The organism is Aeromonas sp. INTO2 (assembly GCF_049860605.1).
GTDB classification, from domain to species: Bacteria; Pseudomonadota; Gammaproteobacteria; order Enterobacterales; family Aeromonadaceae; genus Aeromonas; species Aeromonas caviae.
This window is the reverse complement of the sequence record NZ_CP187588.1, coordinates 898,114-920,992: the sequence shown is the minus strand read 5'-3', so window position 1 is coordinate 920,992 and position 22,879 is coordinate 898,114. Positions and strand designations below refer to the sequence as shown.

At 60.8% G+C, this 22,879-nt stretch carries 19 protein-coding genes and 2 pseudogenes; 9 read left to right on the top strand and 12 right to left on the bottom strand.

Annotated elements, in window-relative coordinates; genetic code table 11:
- Positions 1 to 25: 25 nt before the first annotated feature.
- Positions 26 to 1,264 carry a uracil-xanthine permease family protein gene (locus tag ACPW74_RS04420; RefSeq protein WP_041213272.1) on the bottom strand — a complete coding sequence of 413 codons (1,239 nt, stop codon included), beginning with the start codon at positions 1,262 to 1,264 and terminating at the stop codon, positions 26 to 28.
- A 317-nt stretch (positions 1,265 to 1,581) separates the two neighbouring features.
- Between ACPW74_RS04420 and ACPW74_RS04415 the strand changes: the two genes are divergently transcribed.
- Entirely contained in the window at positions 1,582 to 2,793 is a 1,212-nt protein-coding gene (locus tag ACPW74_RS04415; RefSeq protein WP_425858589.1) for a Hint domain-containing protein, read from the top strand.
- Between the two features lie 117 nt (positions 2,794 to 2,910).
- Here ACPW74_RS04415 and ACPW74_RS04410 read toward each other — a convergent pair whose 3' ends face one another.
- Positions 2,911 to 4,620: an NAD-dependent malic enzyme gene (locus ACPW74_RS04410; RefSeq protein ID WP_223918320.1), complete on the bottom strand. Its 1,710-nt coding sequence runs from the start codon at positions 4,618 to 4,620 to the stop codon at positions 2,911 to 2,913.
- Between the two features lie 221 nt (positions 4,621 to 4,841).
- On the opposite strand from ACPW74_RS04410, the gene mobA reads away from it, so the two are divergent.
- The 4 genes and pseudogenes from mobA (at position 4,842) to ACPW74_RS04390 (ending at position 8,827) form a co-directional block, all read left to right on the top strand.
- Positions 4,842 to 5,456: a molybdenum cofactor guanylyltransferase MobA gene (gene mobA / locus ACPW74_RS04405; RefSeq protein ID WP_425858588.1), complete on the top strand. Its 615-nt coding sequence runs from the start codon at positions 4,842 to 4,844 to the stop codon at positions 5,454 to 5,456.
- Positions 5,453 to 5,968: pseudogene (gene mobB, locus ACPW74_RS04400) on the top strand (molybdopterin-guanine dinucleotide biosynthesis protein B); the annotation flags it as partial. The gene mobA and the pseudogene mobB, both read left to right, overlap by 4 nt.
- A 315-nt stretch (positions 5,969 to 6,283) precedes the next feature.
- Entirely contained in the window at positions 6,284 to 7,363 is a 1,080-nt protein-coding gene (locus ACPW74_RS04395; RefSeq protein ID WP_425858587.1) for an FUSC family protein, read from the top strand.
- Positions 7,364 to 7,489: 126 nt separating this feature from the next.
- Complete coding sequence (locus ACPW74_RS04390) at positions 7,490 to 8,827, top strand: IS4-like element ISAeme15 family transposase (protein ID WP_425858397.1); 1,338 nt, start codon at positions 7,490 to 7,492, stop codon at positions 8,825 to 8,827.
- A gap of 46 nt (positions 8,828 to 8,873) precedes the next feature.
- Here ACPW74_RS04390 and ACPW74_RS04385 read toward each other — a convergent pair whose 3' ends face one another.
- The 8 genes and pseudogenes from ACPW74_RS04385 to ACPW74_RS04350 all read right to left on the bottom strand — a co-directional run bounded on the left by ACPW74_RS04385 (position 8,874) and on the right by ACPW74_RS04350 (position 15,431).
- Positions 8,874 to 10,247, bottom strand: coding sequence for an HD-GYP domain-containing protein (locus ACPW74_RS04385; protein WP_210600601.1), 1,374 nt, complete (start codon positions 10,245 to 10,247; stop codon positions 8,874 to 8,876).
- 84 nt (positions 10,248 to 10,331) lie between these two features.
- Positions 10,332 to 10,889 carry a DUF3332 domain-containing protein gene (locus ACPW74_RS04380; protein ID WP_221365674.1) on the bottom strand — a complete coding sequence of 186 codons (558 nt, stop codon included), beginning with the start codon at positions 10,887 to 10,889 and terminating at the stop codon, positions 10,332 to 10,334.
- 144 nt (positions 10,890 to 11,033) lie between these two features.
- On the bottom strand, positions 11,034 to 12,329 hold the full coding sequence (locus ACPW74_RS04375) for a methyl-accepting chemotaxis protein (protein ID WP_210600599.1): 1,296 nt from the start codon (positions 12,327 to 12,329) through the stop codon (positions 11,034 to 11,036).
- 202 nt (positions 12,330 to 12,531) lie between these two features.
- Positions 12,532 to 13,002 carry a GNAT family N-acetyltransferase gene (locus ACPW74_RS04370; protein ID WP_041213280.1) on the bottom strand — a complete coding sequence of 157 codons (471 nt, stop codon included), beginning with the start codon at positions 13,000 to 13,002 and terminating at the stop codon, positions 12,532 to 12,534.
- A gap of 60 nt (positions 13,003 to 13,062) precedes the next feature.
- The gene (locus ACPW74_RS04365; protein WP_045523951.1) at positions 13,063 to 13,518 is read right to left on the bottom strand and encodes a DoxX family protein; all 456 of its coding nucleotides are present in this window, start codon (positions 13,516 to 13,518) and stop codon (positions 13,063 to 13,065) included.
- Positions 13,515 to 14,273: pseudogene (locus ACPW74_RS04360) on the bottom strand (putative DNA-binding domain-containing protein). Before ACPW74_RS04360 ends, ACPW74_RS04365 begins: the two are co-directional and overlap by 4 nt.
- Positions 14,266 to 15,108 carry a DUF692 domain-containing protein gene (locus ACPW74_RS04355; protein WP_223930619.1) on the bottom strand — a complete coding sequence of 281 codons (843 nt, stop codon included), beginning with the start codon at positions 15,106 to 15,108 and terminating at the stop codon, positions 14,266 to 14,268. Before ACPW74_RS04355 ends, ACPW74_RS04360 begins: the two are co-directional and overlap by 8 nt.
- A 59-nt stretch (positions 15,109 to 15,167) precedes the next feature.
- Entirely contained in the window at positions 15,168 to 15,431 is a 264-nt protein-coding gene (locus ACPW74_RS04350; protein ID WP_010673595.1) for a BufA1 family periplasmic bufferin-type metallophore, read from the bottom strand.
- A 298-nt stretch (positions 15,432 to 15,729) separates the two neighbouring features.
- Here ACPW74_RS04350 and ACPW74_RS04345 point away from each other — a divergent pair, with 298 nt between their 5' ends.
- Positions 15,730 to 17,754, top strand: coding sequence for a BCCT family transporter (locus ACPW74_RS04345; protein WP_266136998.1), 2,025 nt, complete (start codon positions 15,730 to 15,732; stop codon positions 17,752 to 17,754).
- Positions 17,755 to 17,913: 159 nt separating this feature from the next.
- Here the strand turns inward: ACPW74_RS04345 and ACPW74_RS04340 are convergent, their stop codons facing one another.
- Positions 17,914 to 18,294 (bottom strand): hypothetical protein, encoded by a 381-nt coding sequence (locus ACPW74_RS04340; RefSeq protein ID WP_049636634.1) that lies wholly within the window; start codon positions 18,292 to 18,294, stop codon positions 17,914 to 17,916.
- A 481-nt stretch (positions 18,295 to 18,775) separates the two neighbouring features.
- Here ACPW74_RS04340 and ACPW74_RS04335 point away from each other — a divergent pair, with 481 nt between their 5' ends.
- On the top strand, positions 18,776 to 19,270 hold the full coding sequence (locus tag ACPW74_RS04335) for a hypothetical protein (protein ID WP_425858586.1): 495 nt from the start codon (positions 18,776 to 18,778) through the stop codon (positions 19,268 to 19,270).
- Here the strand turns inward: ACPW74_RS04335 and ACPW74_RS04330 are convergent.
- Positions 19,228 to 20,081, bottom strand: a protein-coding gene (locus ACPW74_RS04330) for an IS5 family transposase (protein WP_425858479.1) whose coding sequence is annotated in 2 segments (ribosomal slippage) — positions 19,228 to 19,739 and positions 19,739 to 20,081 — 855 coding nt in all. Because the reading frame shifts where the segments join, the coding sequence is not laid out codon by codon here. The two genes, ACPW74_RS04335 and ACPW74_RS04330, sit on opposite strands and share 43 nt — an antisense overlap.
- Before the next feature lie 83 nt (positions 20,082 to 20,164).
- Here ACPW74_RS04330 and ACPW74_RS04325 point away from each other — a divergent pair.
- The gene (locus tag ACPW74_RS04325; RefSeq protein ID WP_425858585.1) at positions 20,165 to 21,352 is read left to right on the top strand and encodes a hypothetical protein; all 1,188 of its coding nucleotides are present in this window, start codon (positions 20,165 to 20,167) and stop codon (positions 21,350 to 21,352) included.
- 64 nt (positions 21,353 to 21,416) lie between these two features.
- A complete protein-coding gene (locus tag ACPW74_RS04320; protein ID WP_011191341.1) occupies positions 21,417 to 22,691 on the top strand; it encodes an IS4-like element ISApu2 family transposase in 1,275 nt (424 codons plus the stop codon).
- Positions 22,692 to 22,879 lie beyond the last annotated feature (188 nt).

The window sequence follows — 22,879 nt, the reverse complement described above, 5'->3', positions numbered from 1 at the left end:
TCTCAACGTACAGCAAGCCAGGCGCTTAATCCTTGGCGCTCTCCATGGCACCCGTTTCGGAGTGCTGGGGCAGGATGAGGTTCAGCAGGATGGCCGCCACCGAGGCCAGCCCCACGCCCGCCAGGGCGAAGTCACCGATCTTCATCTCCAGGGCACCGACACCCACGGTCAGGGTCACCGCCACGATGGCGATGTTGCGGGACAGCCCCAGATCCACCTTGGACTCCACCAGGGTCTTGAGACCGATGGCGGCGATGGATCCGAACAGCAGCAGCATGATGCCGCCCATCACCGGCATTGGGATGGAGGTGAGCAGGGCGTTGAACTTGCCGAAGAAGGCCAGAATGATGGCGAACACCGCGGCCCAGGTCATGGTGACCGGGTTGAAGTTGCGGGTGATCATCACGGCGCCGGTCACTTCCGCATAGGTGGTGACGGGGGGACCACCGATGAAACCGGCGAAGCAGACGCCGATGCCGTCACCGGCCAGGGTGCGGTGCAGGCCCGGATCCTTGGTGTAGTCCTTGCCGGTCACGCCGCCGATGGCGAGCACGCCGCCGATGTGCTCGATGCAGGGGGCGATGGCCACCGGCAGCATGAAGAGGGCCGCGGCCCAGTTGATCTCCGGGGTCTCGAAGTGGGGCAACGCCAGCCAGGGGGCGTTGACCATGCCGTCGAAACTCACCTGGCCCATCAGCACGGCAGAGACATAACCGGCGATGACACCGCACAGGATGGGGATGAGCTTGATCCAGCCCTTGCAGAACACGGCGGCAATCAGGGTGACCGCCAGCGAGATCCCCGCCAGGGTCAGCGCCGTGGTGGCAGGCACCACCTGCTCACCGCCGGCACGGCCCATGGCCATGTTGCAGGCTACCTGGGCCACCGACAGGCCGATCACCATGATGACGGGACCGATGACCACGGGGGGCAGCAGCTTGTGCACGAAGCCCATGCCACGAGCGCGGATGATGGCCGCCAGGATGAAATACATGAAGCCCGCGGCAAACAGACCGAACATGGTGGAGGGCAGGCCCCAGGTCTGGGTGGCATAGATGATGGGGGCGATGAAGGCGAAGCTGGAGCCGAGGAAGATCGGCACCTGGCGACGGGTGCAGAGCTGGAACAGCAGGGTGCCGACACCGGCGCCAAGCAGGGCCATGGAGGGATTCAGTCCGGTGAGCAGGGGCACCAGCACCATGGCACCGAAGGCGACAAACAGAATTTGCAGCCCGGCGACGCTTTGCTTGACCAAGGAAAACATGGGTATCCTTAATTTTTTGATAACTGACAGGGATATTTGACACTTTTCAGTCATCACAAGACGTTTTCAAGGCAGCCAACGGGCCAAACGGCGTCATTTGTTGCCTTTTACTGCTTGGGGAGGGCATGAAACTGGCTTTTTAGGCGGGATTCGCTGCTACAAGCATCGAGGAAGCGATTTTACGCACTTTTATGGCCAACGCCAATCGTTTTTCCGGCGAGTTGACATGACAAGGCTTTCAACTGGTCGACGCAGATATCGCCCCAACCCCCTCTCTATACTCGAAGGCGTGACCCCACACCGACAAGGAGTTCCCCATGTCACTGCCCTCGTTCAAACCCAGCCAGCGCCGGCTGCTGCTGGGTTCGGCCATCGCCCTGGCCCTGTTCGCCACCCCGCTGAGCTATGACTTCGACCACCACCAATGGCAGGCAAACCAGGCCCATGCCAAGTCCTGCTTCATCGCCGGTACCCGCATCCTGATGGCCGATGGCTGCGAACGCCCCATCGAGACCCTGCGGGTCGGCGATCGGGTGCGGGACAGGCACGGGCAGAGCAACCGCATCCAGGCCATCGAGCGGGTGGCGCTGGGGGCGCGCAGGCTCTACGGGCTCAATCATCTGCCCCCCTTCTTTACCGCCGAGCACCCCTTCCTCACCACCCGGGGCTGGGCGGCCATCGCACCGGCCATGACCCGCACCGAAAACCCGGCCCTCGCCGTGCTGCCGCTCTTTACCGGCATGCACCTGCTGGGTTGGTCAGAGTGGGGCAGCGCGGGCAACCTGGCGCTGGCGCCGCACCCTGTCGAACTGCCGGTGGCCTCCCTCTCCTGGGTTGATGCCCCGCCCGCCACGGCGCTGTTCAACCTGATCCTCGATGGCAGCCACAGCTATGTAGCCAATGGGCTGATCGTGCACAACAAAGGGGGGGATGGCGGCGGCAACAGCGGCGGCGGAGGCGGCAACAGCAGCGGTGGGGGCAATAGTAGCCACAGTGGAAACAATAGCGGAAATGGAGGCGATAGTAGCCATAACGGAAACAATGGCGGGGACGACAGCGGCCACGGCGGCGATGACCGTGGTCAGGGCGAACATGCCGGTGGCGACCAGCACGCTGGCGGCGATCGCCACGGCGGTGGCGACAAGCATGCAGGCGGGGAGCGTCATGCCGGTGGCCGGGTGGACGACAACGGTGTGGACGCCGTCGATGCCAATGGCAACAAGCTTCGAGGCGATGGCAGCGTGGATGACAACGGTGTGGACGCCGTCGATGCCAATGGCAACAAGCTTCGGGGCGATGGCAGCGTGGACGACAACGGCGTGGACGCCGTCGATGCCAATGGCAACAAGCTTCGAGGCGATGGCAGCGTGGATGACAACGGCGTGGACGCCGTCGATGCCAGTGGCAACAAGCGTCGGGGCGATGGCAGCGTCGATGACAACGGTGTGGACGCCGTCGATGCCAATGGCAACAAGCTTCGAGGCGATGGCAGCGTCGATGACCGCCTGGTGCCCCCGCCCGCTCAATAAGTGGCAGCGTCCTGCCCCGCACACACAGCAGGGCAGAAAACAGAGAGGGTGGCCTGGGCCACCCTCTCTTTTTCTATGGCATCGTCATGCCCGCGACACGTGCGGGCAGGTCGCACCTCAGACCCGGCGGTACGGCAGGTAGACCGGCTCCCACATATGGCTCAGGATGTGCTCTTGCAGATCCTGACCGATGAGCGGGTGGGAGGGGTCGCGGCGCACGATATCCTTGAGCACCGCGGTCGCCACGTGCACCGAGATGTTGCGCAGCTCGCTGATCCTCGGGTAGACGGTGCCCCGGGCGAGATCCGCCTCGCTCACGCACTCCGCGAGCGCAAAGGCGGCGGTGGTGAAGATGTCCGGGCTTATCTCGCGGATCTGGCTGACGATGGCCGCCAGCCCCACCCCGGGGAAGATGAAGACGTTGTTGCCCTGACCGATGCGATAATCCTGCCCCTCATGGTGCACGTCTTTGAACGGGCTGCCGGTGGCGACGATGGCGCGCCCCTGGCTCCAGCGGAAGATGTCTTCCGGCAGGGCCTCGCAGTTGGCGGTGGGGTTGGAGAGGGGGAACACCATGGGGCGCTCGCAGTGAGTCAGCATCAGCCGGATGTGCTCCTCCTGGAAGGCGCCACCGGCGCCGCTGGTGCCGAGCAGCACTGTGATGGGCACGTGGCGCAGCACCTCGGTCAGCCCCGCCTTGCCCTGCAGATCCCACTGGGCCAGCAAGAGGCCCGGCTTGGCGTAGCGGCGCTTGTACTCATCCAGCCCCTCGCGGTTGTCACACACCAGCCCCTGGGTATCCAGGATATAGATGCGATCCCGCGCCGCCTGCGGGTCAAGCCCCTCGCGGATCATCCCCGCGCAGATCTGATCCGCCACCCCGACCCCGCCGGCTCCGGCCCCGTAGACCAGGTAATGCTGCTGGCCCAGGGTTTCCCCCTTGGATTTGACGGCCCCTATGATGCCCGCCAGCACCACGGCCCCGGTGCCCTGGATGTCGTCGTTGAACGACGGCAGCGCCTGCTGGTAGCGGGCCAGGTTGTTGAAGGCGTTGGACTTGCTGAAGTCCTCCCACTGCAACACGGCGTTGGGGAAGTGGCGCTTGACCCCGGCCACGAACTTGTCGATGAAGTCGTCGTACTCCTTGCCGCGAATGCGCCTGTGGGGCTGACCCAGGTACATGGGGTCATCCAGCAGCGCCTGGTTGTCGGTGCCCACATCCAGCGCGATGGGCAGGCAGCAGGCGGGGTGGATGCCCGCCCCCAGGGTATAGAGGGCGAGCTTGCCGATGGGAATGCCCATGCCCCCCACCCCCTGATCGCCGATGCCGAGGATCCCCTGGCTGTCGGTCACGACGATGATGCGCACCGCCTTGGCATCCATGTGGCGGGCGAGGGAGCCCATGTCATCGACGTTCTTCGGGGTGATGTAGAGGCCGCGCGGCTTCTGGAAGCGGTGGCTGAACTCCTGGCACGCCTTGCCCACGGTCGGGGTGTAGATGTAGGGAGTCATCTCCTCCACGTGGCGGGACAGGAGGGCGTAGAACAGGGTTTCGTTGCGATCCTGCAAGGCTCGCAGGTTCTGGTACTTCTCGATGTCGCTGCAGGCGCTCAGGAAGGCCTCATAGACCCGCTCCAGCTGGGCTTCGAAGGTCTGCACCTGGGGCGGCAAGAGGCCGCCCAGCTCAAAATCGGCCCGCTCCTGTTCGGTGAAGGCGGTACCCTTGTTGAGGTTGCGATCGTTGAGCAGATTGGTGCCCGTCAGCGCAACGGGGCGAAAATCGTGACCCTGTGCATCTTTCCACAGCAGATATTGTCCGGTAGCCATAGTCATTCTCTTTGATTTACATGAAGTTGCCATCAGGCAGGAGAGCAAGACTCAGAATGCTGGGGATCATATGACGTTTGCCGATCCCGTTTTGTGAGCTTGGACAAACCCTGCGGCCAAAGGCGCCTTTGCCGGGGCAGCCGAAGGTTGCTCCCACGCCCGCCTTGGCGCAAGATCCCGACACGCCCCTGTGGGCATCCCTTTGCGAGCAACGGAGCACCATGACCCCTTCCTCTTCCCCCGCTTTTCTCGTCAGCGGCGTCATCCTCGCGGGCGGTCGCGCCACCCGCATGGGGGGCGATGACAAGGGCTGGGTGCCCCTCGCGGGCACTCCCCTGATCGAACACGTGCTGACCCGCCTGCGCCCCCAGGTGGACGAGGTGCTGATCAACGCCAACCGCAGCCAGGCTCGCTACCGGCAGCTTGCTCCCGTCATCGGGGACGCGCAGGCCGACTTCCAGGGGCCGCTGGCCGGCATGCTGGCGGGGCTGACGGCGGCCCGTCACGACTGGGTGCTGTTCATCCCCTGTGACGGCCCCGCCCTGCCCCTTGATCTGATGACCCGCTTTCGCGCCGCCATCACCCCGGACACCGATCTGGTGGTGGCCCACGACGGGGAGCACCTCCAGCCCGTGGTCGCCCTGCTGCGCCGCGCCCTGCGCCCCTCCCTGAGCCAGGCGCTGGCGGACGGGGAGCGCAAGACCGGGGCCTGGTTTGCCCGCCACCGGATGGCGGTAGTGCCCTTTGCCGATCTGCCCGACGCCTTCGTCAACCTCAACAGCCCGAGCGATCTCGCCGCCTGGGAGGCGAGGCTGCGGGAAGGGGGCGCGCCATGAGCCCCCTGCCCCTGCTGGGCTTCGTCGCCTGGAGCGGCACCGGCAAGACCACCCTGCTGGAGCGCCTCATCCCGCGCCTGGTGGCGCGCGGTCTGCGCCTCGGGGTGCTCAAGCACACCCATCACGCCTTTGACATGGACCAGCCCGGCAAGGACAGCCACCGCCTGCGCCAGGCGGGCGCCACCCAGGTGATGGCGGCCTCCGACCGGCGCCACGCCCTGATCCGGGAGACCCCGGAGGGGGAGCCCCCCTTCGAGGCGCTGCTGGCCCGCTTCGATACGAGCGCCCTGGATCTGCTGTTGGTCGAGGGGTTCAAGCACAGGCGCTTTCCCAAGGTGGAGCTGTATCGCGCCGCCATCGGCCGGCCCCTGCTCTTCCCCGAGGATCCTGACATCGTCGCCCTCGTGAGCGACACTCCCCAGGCCACGACCCTGCCCCGGTTCCCCTTCGAGGATCTGGAGGCCATCGCCGATTTCATCTGCGCCCGGTTGCCCCCGCACGAACCCCGTCAGGCCCCACCGCCCCTTCGCCTCTGCGCCCGGCTGCTGGCGGCCCTGCCCCCATCGGCAGAGCAGAGCGTTGTGCCCGGCTTGCTCAGTCAGGACGAGGCGGGCACCCTGCTGGTGCGCCCGGTGGATGGGGGCCACGACAGTGCCAACTGCCGCATCGAACGGGCGCCGGGTAGCGCGGCCCTTCCCCCCGGCGAGCGGGTCATGGTGCGCCTGCCGACAGGTGCGCCCGTATGAACCGGGGAAACGACGCAGGTCAAGGCGAATGCCGTCCCCCTTGCTATCCTCACAACCCTGACCCGAGATAAGAGAACGCCCTTGCGCCTCAATGCCCCGCTCTCCCGCTTCGATCTGCTCATCTATGGCCGCTACCGCCTGGTCCACGGCCTGCGCATCGCCCTGGCCTTCACCCTCACCTTCCTGCTGACCCGGGAGCTCAAGCTGCCGGAGAGCACCTGGCCCCTCATCACCCTGGTGGTGGTGATGGGCCCCATCTCTTTCTGGGGCAACGTGCTGTCGCGCGCCCTGCAACGGGTGGTGGGCACCGTCTTCGGCGCCGCCTGCGGGGTGGTGGCCCTCTATCTGGAGCTCTACTCCCTGCCCCTGATGCTGGCCTGGTGCTGCGCCATCATGTTCCTGTGCGGCTACCTGGCGCTCGGCAAGCGCCCCTATGTGGGGCTGCTCATCGGTATCACCCTGGGGGTCATCGTCGGCGGGGTGCCCGGGGACATCGAGACCGCGCTCTGGCGCAGCGGCGACGTCATCCTGGGGTCGGTGCTGGCCCTGCTGTTTTGCAGCATCTACCCCCAGCGGGCCTATACCCACTGGCGTCTGCAGATGCACGACGCCCTGCAGCAGGCCGGGCGGCTCTACCACACCCACCTCTCCCCCAACGTGCTGGAGCGCCCCAAGCTCACCCGAAGCCATGCCCGCCTGCTCGCCAAGATAGTCAGCCTGCGCCCCCTGCTGGCCCCGGCGGTCAAGGAGACCCGCCTTGGCAGCCCGCTGTTCGAGGCGACCCAGACCACCCTTCGCAACAGCGTCTGCACCCTGGAGATGCTGGCCAACACCTATTGGCGGGATCGCCAGAGCCACTTCCTGATGCAGAGCCACCCGGGGCTTCGCGCCTGCCAGCAGGCGACGGAGTCGGTGCTCACCGAACTCGCCCTCATGCTCAAGAGCGGCGATACCACGGCGGCCGACCAGGCCATCGGCCGCCTGCAAGCCGCCGTCGCCCGGCTCGATGGGGACGCAAGCCAAGCGCCAGGCCAGGGACACGACCCCACTCTTGGCGGCTACCTCTGGCTCAATCTCCATCTCATCGAGCAGCTCGCCCACCTCTATCGCCTGCTGGGGCTGGTGCTGCAACCCTATGCCAAGCCCTCGACCCGCCCCTGATCGCGCCGCCTGCAACCGCCCACAAAAAAGCCCCGCCGATGCGCAATGCTGATCAGTTAAGGATCCATTGACCGATCCTTCTGCTGTAGGACAATCCGGAACCAATCACTGGTTCCGGATTTTTTTATGTCTATTGCAAACGATCTGAACGATGTTGTTGAGGCATCTGGCGACATGCTGGCTCGGCTGGCCATTTTTGCCGACCATATTCCCGACGAATGGATTACTGCCGCTGCCACCTTGTCTGAAAAGGCCACTATCCGCCGACGCCGCTTACCTTCTGATATGGTCTTGTGGCTCGTCGTGGGGATGGCCTTTTTCCGCAATGAGCCCATCTCCGAGGTCGCTCGGCGCCTCAACATCTGTGCAGAAGGGTTGGCCAATGATGCCTTGCTCGCGGACAGTGCCCTGTCTCAGGCCCGTCAGCGACTCGGCAAACAGCCGCTCGAGTGGCTGTTCAAACAGTGCGCCGATGTGTGGGGGCGGGAACGTTATCCTGAAGACCATTGGCACGGTTTACAGGTCTTTGCCATCGATGGGGCCCTGTTCCGAACCCAGGATATGCCTGAACTCAGAGCACATTTCGGCTCGGGTAACACCTCAACCAACCGGCAGACACCCTACCCGATGCTGCGGTTGGTCACGCTCATGAATGTCCGCTCGCATGTCATTGCCAACGCGGCCATCAGCCCGTACCGCAAAGGGGAAATCCCCCTGGCCAGCGAGTTCATTCACTCATTGCCGGACAAGTCAGTGACCCTGCTGGATAAAGGCTTCTTCGGTGCCGACCTGTTGCTGCGTATTCAGGCCGAAGACACCGACCGTCACTGGCTCATCCCGGAACGCAAGGGGCTGGTATACACGGAACTTGAGCGCTATGGCGACGGTGACCGTCTGTTGCAAATGACGGTCTCGCCTCAGGCTCGCAAGAAAAACCCGGCGTTGCCGACACACTGGCAAGTTCGCGCAGTGACCTATGAGGTGGCAGGCAAGGAGAAAACGGTCTTTACCTCCCTGCCCGTGGCGCGATTCAGTGCAGCTCAGGTGGCGACCCTGTACCACGAGCGCTGGGAAATCGAGCTGGGATACCGGGATATCAAAAGCGCGATGCAGCACAACGCCATCACGCTGAGAAGCAAGAAAGTGGACTTGGTCTATCAGGAGCTGTGGGGATTGCTGCTTGGATACAATCTGGTCAGGCGGGAGGCCAGCCAGGCCGCCGTAGCCCATCAGCGAGCGCCCAATGAGGTGAGCTTTAAGTTTGCCTGTCAGTTCATCGCGAACCAGATGGCAGTGATGGCGGGCGCGTTATCGCCAGCCCATACGCCACGGAGGTTGGCGGAGTTGCGGGGCTGCATAGGCGTCATGTTCATAGAAAAACGCCCCAGGCCATCGAGACCCAGGGCGGTGAAGATATCAAAGACCCGTTTTCCGGTAAATCGCAATGCGGCTCCGCTTAAGTGAACAGCATTGCCGCCGATGCGGGGCTTGCTTGTCTCGGGCTCGCGCCTTAGCTTGCACGAGCCAGGGGCTGCTCGGGAGTGAGGTAGAGGGAGAAGTCCTCTATCCCCGCCTTCAGGGCGGCAAAGCAGTCGGGGTCGATGGCCGTGCCCAGGTTTTCCGCCATCATCTTCAGGGCCCTCGGCACCGGGATGGCATCCCGATAGGGACGCTTGGCGGTGATGGCATCGAAGATGTCGGCGGTGGTGATGATGCGCGTCTCCAGGGTGATCGCCTCCCCCTTGAGCCCCTTGGGGTAGCCCTTGCCATCGAGTCGCTCATGGTGGGCACCAGCCACCAGGGCCAGCTCCTCGAAGGCGCCGATGCGGCTCAGGATCTCCTCGGTGTAGGCGGCATGCATCTGCACCGCCGCCCACTCCTGCTCGTCAAGCTTGCCCGGCTTGTCGAGGATGGCGTTGCTCACCCCGAGCTTGCCCACGTCGTGAAGCAGGGCACCCCGCTTGAGCCAGCGTCGCCGCGCCTCGGACAGCCCCATCTGGGCGGCGAGGATGTCGGTATAGAGCGCCACCCTGCCGCTGTGCCCCGCGGTATAGGGGCTCTTGGAGTCCACCACCTGGCCGAAGGCCGCAGCAATCTCATCCAGATAATCCTCATCCAGCGCCACCTCCCCCTGCCCCGCCGGGTGGGCGAAGACCCGCTCCGCCAACGCGGGATCCGCCAGCCCTTGCCAGAAGGCGTCATCGGCCAGCGCCTCGAAGGCATTGACCAGGGCGGGATCAAACCAGTTTCCACTGCGCTCGCGCAGCTCCCTCATCGCCGCGTCCGGCCCGGCGGCGGCGTGAAACACGTCCACCACCTGACAGAGCAGGGCGATGCGGGAGAAGAGCGGAATGGCCTCCCCCGCCAGTTGTTGCGGCCGCCCTTTGCCGCTCCAGTGCTCATCCAGGGAGAGGATCCCCTGGGCCACCTCGTCGCTGAAACGCAACTGGCGGGCGATGTCCGCCCCCCGGTGGCAGCGGGTCAGGATCAGCTCGTTGGCTATCTGATCCCCGTTGCGAAAGATGTGGAACAGGCTGCGAAAACGGCCCAGCAGATCCGCCTGCAAGCCGGTGTGGCCCAGCACGAAGTTGACCACCTCGGAGAGGGAGCCATCCACCAGCTTGAAGTCGCGCTTGAAGTGAAGATCGTCGGTGAGATAGAGCTCGCAGATGCGGGCGGCATTGCTGCTGCACCCCAGATCCTTGAGCAACAGGGTGTAGTAGAGGTCGTGGCGCTGCCGGGCATCCAGTCCCAGTTGCTCCCCCAGACGAGAGCCTATCCAGCAGCAGCGGATGCAATGGCCTCTCGGCTGCCCTTCCGTCATGTCCAGGGCATGGCTGAGAGAACCAATCAGCTCTGCCAAACGCAACCCGTTTACCGTCATAGCCCACTCCCTCTACATCGGGGCGTACTTGCCCGCAGGCATGTATAGCATTTGTCGGGAGTAAAGGATCAGGGGCGCGACAAATTATGCCTGCACCGCTCCCCGACTTGCCGCCGCATCGAGCTGCTCGCGGCTCAGGGTCGAGACCAGTTTGTCATCCAGATAGAGATCCAGCCGCTCCCCGCGCATCTCTCCCCGCATCAGGCTGCGCTGACCGTCGATGTAGTGGATCTCCATCTGGGCGGTGCGCTCGTCCGGGTAGCTCACCTGTACCTCGCGCACCCCTTGGGGCAGCAGGGCCAGCGGCACCTGGTTGAGGGCAGGATCCAGGTGCTGGTTCACCTTGATGATCGCATCGCTCTTCTGATCCACCAGGGCGGGCGACTTGCCGGTAATGGGGTTCTTGCCGGACCAGAATTCGATGGTGTTGAACACGAAGAGATCCGCCGTGGCCGCCAGGCCATAGACGGGGGAGAGCAGCACGAAGACGCCGGCACGGCCGTAGCGGTTGTCCACCACGCTGAGGTTGCCCTTGGTCACCATGGAAGAGAGGCCCATCTGGCCCATGCAACCGCCGAGCCCCAGGCTCGCCCCCACTCCCAGCAGCAGGGCCAGTGCCCTGCCTCTCTGTCGTACTGCCATTGTTGTCTACCTGCTCAATAAAAAGGAGGCGGCAGCCTAAACAAGGGGGCCGGGCGGCACAATGATGAAGGGGGGCCTCATACAGCCAGGGTTCAGCCTGGCCGTCCGATCGCTCACTCTGTTGGCAATCTTGTGGCCAGCCCCTCAGATGGAGAGGGCCGACACCGTCTGGGAGACCCTGTCCGCCTCCTGGTGGATCTCGCTCATCAGCTTGTCCACCCCGGCTATCTGCTGCTTGCCGAGTTCGGCGCTGCCCGCCACCCCGGCCATGTCGTCGGTCACCCTGGCGGTCAGCTCGCGGTTCTTCTGCACCACTTTGGCGATCTCGTCGGTAGAGAGCGACGTGCGGGCGGCCAGCTGGCGCACCTCGTCCGCCACCACCGCAAACCCGCGCCCCTGCTCCCCCGCCCGCGCCGCCTCGATGGCGGCGTTCAGGGCCAGCAGATTGGTCTGATCGGCGATGGCGCTGATGGTCGAGACGATGGCCTCGATGCTTCTAGACTGCTCGTTGAGCTGGCCGATGAGGGCGATGGCCTCATCCACCTGGGAGGCGATGAGGGAAGAGGTCTGCACCACGGCGCGCAGCAAGCCCGCCCCCTCCTCTGCGCTGTGCAGGGTCTCCTGGGCGGTGCTGTGGGCCAGGCGGGCGGCCTCCCGGGTGGCGTGGTTCTGCTCGATGCGCGCGGTGATGTCGCTGGCGAACTTCACCACCCGCACCACCTTGCCGCTGCCATCCCGGATGGGGTTGTAGGTCGCCTCCAGCCAGACGGCCTGCCCCCGGCTGTTGTGGCGCATGAAGAGGCCGGATTTGAACTGGCCCCGGGCCAGCTCCTCCCAGAAACGGGGCTGCTCGCGCAGGAAGGTTTCGTCACAGAAGATCCTGTGGTGCCTGCCCGCGATCTCCCCCAGGGTGTAGCCCATGACGCTCAGGAAGTTGGCATTGGCATGGAGGATGTCGCCGTTCGGGGTGAACTCGATCATGGCCTGGGAGCGGTCCAGCGCCTCGGTGAGCGCCTCGAGCCGCCCCAGCCGCTGGTGCTGTTCGGTGACGTCGCTGGCCATCTTGAGTACCCGGGTCACCCGGCCCTGGTGCTTCACCGGGAAATAGGTCGCCTCCAGCCAGCGCGTCTCCCCCTGCCGGTTCACGCGCTCGAAGGTGCCTGACTGCACCTCCCCCTGAGCGAGACGCCGCCAGAACTGGCGATAGTCACCGGACTCCCCCCAGGCCCTCGGACAGAGCTGGCTGTGGGGCTGCCCAATCAGTTCGGCGGCACCATATCCCATCAGGGCCAGGAAAGGGGTGCTCGCCTCCTGGATGATCCCCTCCGGGCTGAAGATGACGGTGGCGGCACCCGCCTTGATCGCCTCTATGATGCCCTGCTCCTCGTCGAGCCGGGTCTGACATGCCTGCAACTGCGCTTTGAGCTTCTGATTGAACATGACACTTCTTCCTCGTTGACCATCCCCATGGGCACCACCGCCTCACCCACAGAGGGTATCGGCACCGCCAGCGCCGACATAAGTGGTCGGACGACTGAAACGAATGGAGCGCGCAGTGTATAGAAAAGCGGCGATGCCGCCAAGGGCTCCCAGTACGCAGCCCTTGTGAAAGAGGATCAACTCGGTGCAGAAAAAGAGGAGGCTAACGGCCAGGTACGCACTCGAGGCAGGCGGGATTGCCGGCAAAGCCGAACCGTTCGTAGATAGCGCGCCCATCACTGCTGGCATGGAGCCACAGCTTGCCCAGTTGCTGCTCGCGGGCATACGCCACCATGGCCACCAGCAGGGCATTCGCCATTCCCCGTCTGCGCCAGGCCGGCCGGGTGTAGATGTTGAGCAGGTACCCTTCCCGCCCCGCCAGATTGCCCGGGTAGGGCGGGCGAACGAAGAGTGCCAGGGTGGCGCACGCCACCACCTCGCCCTCCTCCTCCTCCTCCACCACCCAGCTACGGGCGCTGCCCTCTTCCTGCGCCTGAATGAAGTAGGCCTGCGTCGCCTCCCTGAGGACCGGATCCTCATCGGGCCGGGCAAGTTCCCCCACCTCGCAAAAGAGCGCCATGCGCAGTGTCGTCAGGGCAGGAATATCGGCCGCCAGGGCCTCGCGTACCTTCATCTCTTCTCCTTTACATTCCTTTCCCGCCCGTCAGTCAGGCAGGGCTCGTGTGCGGCCACCTTACGCCGGAGGCGAGCGACGGGCAAGGCGCCAGCTGTCGAGCCCCAGGGGGCCCGCCCCCCACACGGCCAGGGTCAGCAGCATCCAGCCCCACAACTGGTGATCGTGAAAGCCTCCCGCCCAGAGGGCCGGGTAGGAGATGACCGCCATGGCGTTGAAGCCAAACAGCAGCAAGGCGACCGGACGGGTGAAGAGGCCCGCCAGCAGGAAGAGGGGCAGCAACAGCTCGGTCGCCGTGCCCGCATAGGCCGCCCACTGCCAGGGCAGCAGGGGCACCTGATATTCGAACTCGAACAGATAGAGGGTGCTGTCCCAGGCCGTGAACTTGAGCCAGCCGGATCGCAGAAAAATGGTGGCGACCCAGAGCCTGGCAAGCAGCAACAGGCCACCGCTGCACCAGGGCAAGATGCGTTCAACAAGGGGGCCAAGGGGCCTGGCAAGGGTTTGCGTTGTCATGGGGCAAGCTCCAGATCGACCAGCAGGTCGAGGGTGATGAGGGGGGCCAGGTGTTCGGCCATGGCGGGATCCTGAGCCAGCAGGCTGGCCAGCGGCCTGCCCTGCAGGCAGCCTTGCAGCAGACGCCAGGCGGCGGCATCCAGGGGAATGGGGTCGACCCGGTGTCCGGGGCGTTTCTTGAGTGCCAGGGAGCAGACAGCATCCAGTTCCCTGACCGTCTCACCGCCGTGCAGGGCCATCTGCCAGAGCGCCAGCACCGGATGAGGGCTCTCCAGGAGTTGCAGATCGCAGGCGGGATGCAGCACCAGCCGCTCCCAGTGGCCAGGGGGCATGGCGGCAAGCCGCTCGGCAGGCCAGCGCCGCGTCTCTGGCGCAAGCAGCGAGACCCGCTCCAGCCCCCACTCGAAGCGGGCCAGATCCCCGAGCCAGGGCAACGCGGCCGTGGTGGGCAAGCGTGCCAGCCAGTCGCCAAAGCCCTCCCCGTAGTCCTAGTCCATGACGCTCCCCTCCTCCAGAGGTGCCGCCAGCACGAACCCTCGTGCCGCCGCCTCAAAGAAGGTCTCGCCAACCATGGCGCGTACCGCGGGGTAGCTGCTGGCAAGCACCTCGGTGAGGCCGAGGATGAAGTTGTTGCGATAGATCTGCAACAGGGCGTCGGGGGCAAAGCGTCCCGGCTGGATGTGCCCGAGGATGGCATCATCCTGGCCGAGCAGACCGCTCACAAAAGTACCTTGCGGGAAAACAAGCTCAGACATGGGCTGCCTCCCTGGATGTTTGCTGCGCCGCGCTCAGGATCTCGCTGGCACGCTGCGCCTCTCCCAGCAGCACCGGCAGCGGGGGGATCGCCAGATCCCATTCAATCAGGGTGGGGATGGCGCGCTGCTGGCAGACCTGCTCGTAGAGCGCCCAGACGGGCTCGGCCACGGGGGTGCTGTGGGTGTCGATATAGAGGGGCCCCTGAGGCAGGTGCTTCTCGGTAAAACCGGCCAGGTGAATTTCGCCGACCGTGTCGAGGTCGATAGTCGCCAGATAGTCGTCCACCTCCAGGCCGTGATTGACCGCGCTCACATGGAGGTTGTTGAGATCGAGCAGGACGCCGCAACCGCTGCGCCCAGCCAGCTCGGCCAGAAACTCGGCCTCCCCCATCTCCCCCGCCAGTTGCAGGTAGGAAGAGGGATTCTCGATGAGCAGTTGTCTGCCCAGTGTCTGCTGCACCCGATCTATCTTGTCGCTCATGTGCAAAAGAGCGGCCCGGGTGTAGGGCATGGGCAGCAGATCGTTGAAATAGCGCCCGCCGATGCTGCCCCAGCTCAGGTGCTCCGACACCCGCACCGGCGAGATGGCCGCCACCAGGGCCGCCAGCTGGCGCAGGTGCCCGGCATCGAGAGGATCGGCGGAGCCCAGCGACATGCCGACTCCGTGAAGGCTCACGGGGTAGTGCCTCGCAAGCTCCCCCAGCACCTCGAAGCCCTGGCTGTGGCGCTCGAAGTAGTTTTCGCTGTGTACCTCAAGCCAGCCCACTCCGGGCAGGGTGTGGCGGATCTCGTCGTAGTGCGGGGGGCGTAAACCGATACCGATCAAGGGGTTCATGGCTGGGCTCTCAATAGATAGGGCCATGATGTGGCGGGCGCCACACCATGGCATGCGGCTTACTTGGGTTGCAGGGACCCGCCAGCGAGCTTCTCGCACAGCCCCTTGGGCACCACCACGAAGGCATCCCCCTGGGCATCCATCTTGGCGGTGCCGGCGCAGGATCCGCCCTTGGTGGCGCAGTCGTTCTTGCCCGCCTTGACCACGCCGTAGCACTTCTCCTTGTCATCCGCAGCCATGGCCGGCGCGGCGATGAACTGGGCACCCAGGGCCAGCAGACCCGTCATGGCAGAGGCGATGGCAGTACTTTTTTTCACGTTCATGTCTCTATTCCTTGTTGTCGAGAGTGATGTCTCCGGCGCATCTCACCCGGCTACGTTCAATAGAACCGGACGAGGGGGGAAAAGATTTCCCAAAAAACGGCATCAACTCGCTATTAACAAACAAGAAAGCGGTAACCATCTGATTTAAAGGCATAAAATACGATGAAAAAAACAGGGCGACGAGTGCCTCCCCCACGGTGATCATGGCCGTTGACCCCGTCACTCGCCGTCCACCCCTTGTCTGCTTTGCACCCGAGGGGCCTATAGTGTCTTGAGTCTCTCCACCCAAAGGTGTCCCATGAACGCTCCCCGTCCCCCCAGATGCACCCTGTCGCTGCCCATCTTCATACCGGGTCTGCTCTTCATCCTGGCGCTGCTGGCCATCTGCTCCCTGGCCCCGGAGGCCGCCGCCCGCTTCTTCGGCAGCGGCCAGAGCTGGATAGCCCAGCACTTCAGCTGGTTCTATGTGCTGGTGGTCGGCATGTTCCTGATCCTGCTGCTGGTGATCGCCTTCAGCCACTTTGGCAACATTCGCCTTGGGCCGGACGATGCCCGCCCGGAGTTCAGCTTCACCTCCTGGCTCGCCATGCTGTTCGCCGCCGGCATGGGGATAGGGCTCATGTATTTCGGGGTGGGTGAGCCCATGAGCCACTTCGTCTCCCCGCCCCAGGCGACGCCCCTGACCCAGGTGGCCGCCCGCGAGGCCATGGTCACCACCTTCTTCCACTGGGGCTTTCACGCCTGGGCCATCTACGCCATCGTCGGCCTGGTGCTGGCCTACTTCGGCTTTCGCTACAACCTGCCCCTGACCATCCGCTCCGGCCTCTATCCCATCTTCAAGGAGAAGATCCACGGGCCGCTCGGCCACGCGGTGGACGTCTTCGCCCTGGTGGGCACCATCTTCGGCATCGCCACCACCCTGGGCTATGGCGTGATGCAACTCTCGGCGGGGATCACCCGCCTCACCGGCATGGACACCTCGGGGGAGCTGTTTCGCTTCGGCCTCATCGGGGTCGTCATCGCCCTCGCCGGCATCTCGGCGGTCACCGGTCTCGACAAGGGGGTGAAGCGCCTCTCCGAGCTCAACCTCTTTCTCGCCATCGTGCTCCTGCTGTTCGTGCTGGTGGCCGGCCCCACCCAGTACCTGCTGGGAGCCCTCTCGGAGAACATTGGCAACTATGTCTCCTCTTTAAGCCAGCTCACCTTCCGCACCTTCACCTACAGCGAGACCCGCCAGGCGGGCTGGTTCAGCAACTGGACCCTGCTCTACTGGGCCTGGTGGATCTCCTGGTCCCCCTTCGTCGGCCTCTTCATCGCCCGCATCTCCCGCGGACGCACCCTGCGCGAATTCATTCTCGGCGTCCTGTTCGTGCCCACCGCCTTCAACCTGCTCTGGATGACGGTGTTCGGCAACGCCGCCATCTGGGCCAGCCAGCATGAGGGGGGTACAAGCCTCATCGACTCGGTCGGCAACATCGACACCCTGCTGTTCAACTTCTTTGACCTCTTGCCGGGAGCGGACATCACCTCGGCCCTCGCGGTGATCCTCATCAGCGTCTTCTTCGTCACCTCCGCCGACTCGGGAGCCTTCGTCATCGACAACATCGCCACCCAGGGCAAGGAGGGCTCACCGGTCTGGCAGCGCCTGTTCTGGGCTCTGCTGCTCGGGGTCACTGCGGGTACCCTGATGAGCACAGGGGGGCTGGCGGCGCTCCAGTCCATGACCCTCATCGCCGCCCTGCCGTTTGCCTTCATCATGGTGCTGCTCTGCCTCGGACTCTGCCGCGGCCTTGTCGCAGACAAGGAGCACTCGGCCAGGCGCCTCTCCCCCGCCACTGACTTCTGGAACGGCAAGCAGTGGCGCACCCGGATGGATCACCTGCTGCGCCCCTCCACCGAGCAGGAGGCCCGCGCCTTTGTGGACAAGGTCGCCCTGCCCGCCCTGACGGCCCTGAGTCAGGAGTTCGCTGCCCGGGGCATCACCAGCCGGGTCGAAGAGGATGGGCCGGATCAGTGCCATCTGCTGGTACCCCAGCAGGGTCGCCGGGACTTCTGCTACGGGGTGCGCATCGAGGCCCGCCCCGCACCCGCCTTCAACCCCCTGGAGGCGGCCCACAACCACGATCCCGAGGCCCGCATCTTCGAGCCCATCACCTATTTTGCCGATGGCCGCGCCGGTTACGACATCCAGTACCTGACCCGGGACGAGCTGAGTGCCGACGTCTTGCGCCAGTACGAGCGTTATCTGGTGCTGAGCCAGGACGAGGGGCAGGATCTGCTGAGCAGCGCCCCCGAACATACCCAGCCAACCCAGGGAGAGTGATGACCAGGCAGGGATCAAGTCAGCTCCCCGCCCACAGCTTATGGCCGGGCACACTGGCGGCGAGGGCTGCCCCCACCACCCATCACAACAGAGAAAGGGGCCCTGGGCCCCTTTCTCGTCAACTGCCTCAACCAGCGTTGGTGTCAGAGCCTCACCGGCTCAGGCGGTTTTCACGCACTTCTGGATAAAGCTGTTCTTGGCCGCCCCGGCGAGCTTCTTGTCCGCCGCCGCCTTCTCGCACTGGGTCGCCTTGTCGGCGGCCCCGTCCGTCTTCAGGCACTTTTGCACGAAGCTGTTCTTGGCAGCCCCGGCCAGCTTCTTGTCGGCGGCCGCTTTCTCGCACTGGCTTGCCTTGGCACTGGCGGAGGCATCCTTGACGCACTTGCCCACAAAGCTGGTCTTGGCGGCGCCCGCCAGCTTCTTCACCGCCGCCTGGGCCTCACACTCTTGCTGCGCGCCAGAGGTCGCGCTCTGGGCTACCCCCATTCCCATGCCCATGACCGTCACACACAGACTCAACACCATCAGGATCCGCTTCATATGACCAACTCCCATCGTGATATGGATTGTGGTTATCCCGCACTGATACGGGCCAAACGAGGCACCCTCGCCTCGCTGCACTATAGTCCCCCCTCCCCGTGACAACAAAATGCCCCTTCCTTCTCGACAACCCCCTCCCAGGCCTTCCCTCCGGCCACCCGGGCCTTAGTTCCAATTGTTGAGCTGGCGCAAAAATCCAGCGCTTCCTTGCGGTTGCGTCAACTTTTGACTGGTTTGCGTATGAGGCTTGAGGATATGCTGGTCATTCGGCGCCTACAGCACCATCCGGGCCCCGCCCGCTGGTCGATGGAGCGCATTGGAAGCTATAATCCAAGGGCGGTAGCGTGAGCTTTCATTGAATTATTCTTGGCTCAGTAATTTGGAAAACCTGACTTTAATTCCCATCCAAAAAATATAACCCCTCATTATTCACCAACATTTGATTGTATTACCATATATTATCGATTAACAGGAATCTCTAATGAATAGATTGATTGTCAACATGGCTGTAGTAAAAGTAAATTGGGACCAGTCCGCATCAGCCCCATTTCTTGATAATTATCTTCCTTTAGTCCTACACACATTGAAAGAGTTAGAGTCAGATGAGATCTCTACACATGAATTCAAAATAAAATTTGAGGCCATAGCTGATTTCAGAATCCCTCAGAATGTTATTCTGGTATTATTGAATAGAGTAATAAAGAAATATGAAGCCATCAAAAAATCCAGGGCAAATATTTATGTTATAGATAGAGATAAACTACCAGAAAGTAGCTATCTTGAGAGCCGGCATCAACAGGAAAGACTGTTTAGAAGTTTATTATCAAATTTTAGTAAGTATTGCCTTTCCACCTTCAACATCTCTATGCCTGATGATGAAGCCAGTCAATACTTCTTTGAAGTCTTATATCAAATTGCACCTAGGCTGTGTTCTCAAAATGCTGGTTTTCTGTCCACACATAACTCGCGCAAGTAGCGAAGGCAGAAAGCCAGTTTGATAAAGGCTGCAAAACTCTTGGCTAGCTTTTCATATCTCGTTGAAAACCGGCGAAACTTCTTCAACCAACCGAAGCACCGCTCCACGACATTGCGCCTGCGGTAATGCACCTTGTCCAGTACCAATGGACGCCCCTTATGGCGCCGTTGCTGGTCGCTGCGTTGCGGAATGACCGCTTTTATCCTTCTCCGCCGTAGCTCGGCTCGAAAGGCTTTGCTGCTATAGGCCTTGTCTGCGGCAAGATGCGCTGGCCGTGTTCGGTAGCGACCTGATGACGTTGGTATCCTCGCCATGGCCAACGCACTTGTCGCATATCTGATTTCCGCTGATTGCCCCGGCGAAAGGCAGAACCCCAGCGGTAAACCATTACCATCAGTGACCAAGTGAATTTTGCTGCCAAAACCACCACGAGAGCGACCAAGTGCTTGATTCACCGGAGTGTTTTTTTACGCGCTCCGGCAGCATCTTTGGATGCTCTGACATTGGAGCCGTCCAGGCACCACAGGTCGAAATCGATGAGCCCTTCTTCATTGAGCTTGAGTTGCAGCGCTTCCAGAATGGCATCAATCCGGCCTGTATCCTGCCAACGCCGGAAGGTGTTGTAGACCGAATTCCATGGTCCGAAACGTTCTGGAAGGTCTCGCCAAGGAGCTCCGGTGTGGAGTATCCAGAGAATGCCATCGAGCACTTGGCGCGGTTCACGGGTAGGGCGCCCGATCAGGCTTCGAGAAGGAAACTGGGGCTCGATAAGCCCCCATTGTGCATCAGTCAGCTGATAACGGCGGGACACGGAATGGATCTTAAGCTGTTGAGAAGATGTGAGATTATATCTTCATCACTTTAAGAACACAGCCTAGACTATTTAGCAGTGCAATGGCTGAAGATCAATATAATAGCACAGAATATAATTCACAATGGAAATATGGATACTTAGTCTCAAGATTTATTAGCTATGCAAACGAGTGTGACCAGCAGAGCCTTGACATCATTTTGTCATTCGTTAGAGGAGCGATGCTAACAGAGACATTTTATTATCAGGCGCCAGAAGATATTCAGGGTAAATTTAGAGATATCTCTGTATATTTAGATACATCTCTTCTATTAGATATATTTGGCTTTGCAGAAGATACTCAATGCATTCCTGCTAAAGAACTAGTAGACATGTTAAAACAATTATCTGTACCACTATATTGCTTTCAGAAAACAAGAGGAGAAATAGATTCTATTCTACATGCTATATCACTTCAATCTCAACGTATAGGCCGAGTTAAAGAAGCTCGCCCTGGTAGTGTTGGTGACTATTTCAACAGCATGGGTTACAGTTCATCCGATATTGAAATAGAGCGAAACCGCATTGACAGTTATCTTGAAAAATATGGTATTACTGTAATAGATCCACCAGCATATCTTGGTCACTATGGTATTGACGAACAAGGACTTGATGCTGCGATTAAAGAGAGAATTCCATATCAAGCTGATGACTCCCGACATAGGGACATTGATTGTATAGCTGCTATCTACAGGATAAGACAAGGAAAAATAAAGAGAAGCCTCCTTGATTGTAAAGCAATTTTCGTTACAAAAAACAACGATCTAGCTTCATCATCTACGAAATTCTTCAATAGCCAATACGGGCACTCTGATACACCTCTCTGCATACCTGATCAAGTATTCACAACTCTTGTATGGCTTAAGACAGCTAAAAAGGCTCCAGACTTACCACGAGAAAGAATCGTTGCCAACTGTTTTACTGCTATGCAGCCCTCTGAAGATATGTGGAGGCGTTATGCAGCTGAAGCAAAAAAACTTTTTGCACAAGGAACTATAACCGAAAGCGACTATAACTTCCTTGTTTATAGTACTGATTCAAGACTACACCTAATGAACTTAACCCTTGGTGACAGTGAAAAAATAATTGGTACGGTACAAGAGGTTTTAGAACGATCACGCAAAGAAATATTAAATGAAACCATACAAGAAAACAGACTATTATTAGAACAAAAAACTTCCTCAGAAGAAGCTCTCATGTACAGGATCTTTAGCTACAACCAATTGAAATAGATAGAAAAAAGGCTTCGTTTGTGATCTGATTTAATCGCAAAAAAAAACCGACACACCCGAAGCCATGACTATTATCAATGCAACCCAGTACCTCAAGCAACTTCTTAGCTCTTCTGAACTCAACCGGATCGGTAAATTTACCGGTTTTTGTCAGCGACTCCGGGATATCCAGCCTGCGAGACTACTCCCGGCTCTGCTCTCAGGGCTTGGTTGCGACAAGGTGGATGGTATTGCTGGTTTGCATCGCCATTTCAATGCGTTGCAGCTCCATGATACTGACCAAATAGCGTATAAACCCTTTCACAACCAGTTACGCAAGCAGGGTTTTCCCTTGTTCATGCGCGCACTGGTTGAACGAGCCATCGCCTTACGCCTCAAGGAGTGTCTACCGGACGCCCACGGACTGGCAGGCTTTGAGCAGGTACTGCTGCAGGACGGGTCGTCATTCGCGTTACATCCGCAATTGGCAGAACATTTCCCGGGCCGATTCAATAAGCACAGCCCCGCTGCGGTAGAGTGTCATATGACCATGTCCTTGCTGGACCAGTCGCCGATATCGATGAGTATCACGGCGGATACCGAATCGGAGCGCAAGCATCTTCCGGCCGCAAATTCGTTAAATAACAAACTGTTATTGGCGGATGCCGGTTACATCAGCCGCGAGTACTTTGCTGATGTGACCAAAGCCAAAGGAAGCTATCTGGTCAGAGGGAGTCAAAATCTCAATCCCAAAGTACAGGCAGCTTACCGACAGGACGGCAGGGAAATGCCCAAGTTACTCGGAAAAAAGCTCAAGGATATCGATCGGAGAAGCTGCAGAGCCGAGGTTCTGGATCTGGATGTGAGTTCGGGAAAGTATAAATATCGACTCATAAGACGTTGGTTTGCAGAGGAAAAACGGTTCTGTATATGGATGACCAATCTTCCGCGTGAGCGATGGCCAGCCGAGAAGGTGATGGCATTGTATCGTTGCCGTTGGCAGATCGAACTGTTGTTCAAAGAGCTGAAATCACATAACCGGTTGAAGGCGTTCGCGACACGACAAAAAGCGATAGCGGAAGGCTTGATCTGGGCTAGTTTGCTGGCCTTGCTGGTCAAACGTCGGCTGGCGCTGACGCTGATTGGCAGCGCGGAGTTATCGATGCTGAAGATTGCCAAAAACAGCGCGCTTTGGTTAATGCCGATATTGGCGAGCATCATCCATGGTGCGTGGCAGGAAATAACAGAGAAGTTGGAGTGGGCAATGGTGTATTTATCCAAAAACGGCAAAAAGAGTAGGCAGAGAAAATCCAAGCAAAACAACACGTTAGACGGTATTATTAATTCGCTTGCCGCTTAAGGTTCTGTACATGAAGAAGCTCTAACCTCGCTCAAAACAAACCTTAAAAATAGAATTCACGGCATCATATCCCCTGTACTTTATGTTTTTAGCTACATGATTATTACTTATGGTTTTTTCTCCACATGGCCAAAGGAAATTAATCTCCTTAGTTTACTTCCAATACTTTCAATATCATTCTTTACCAT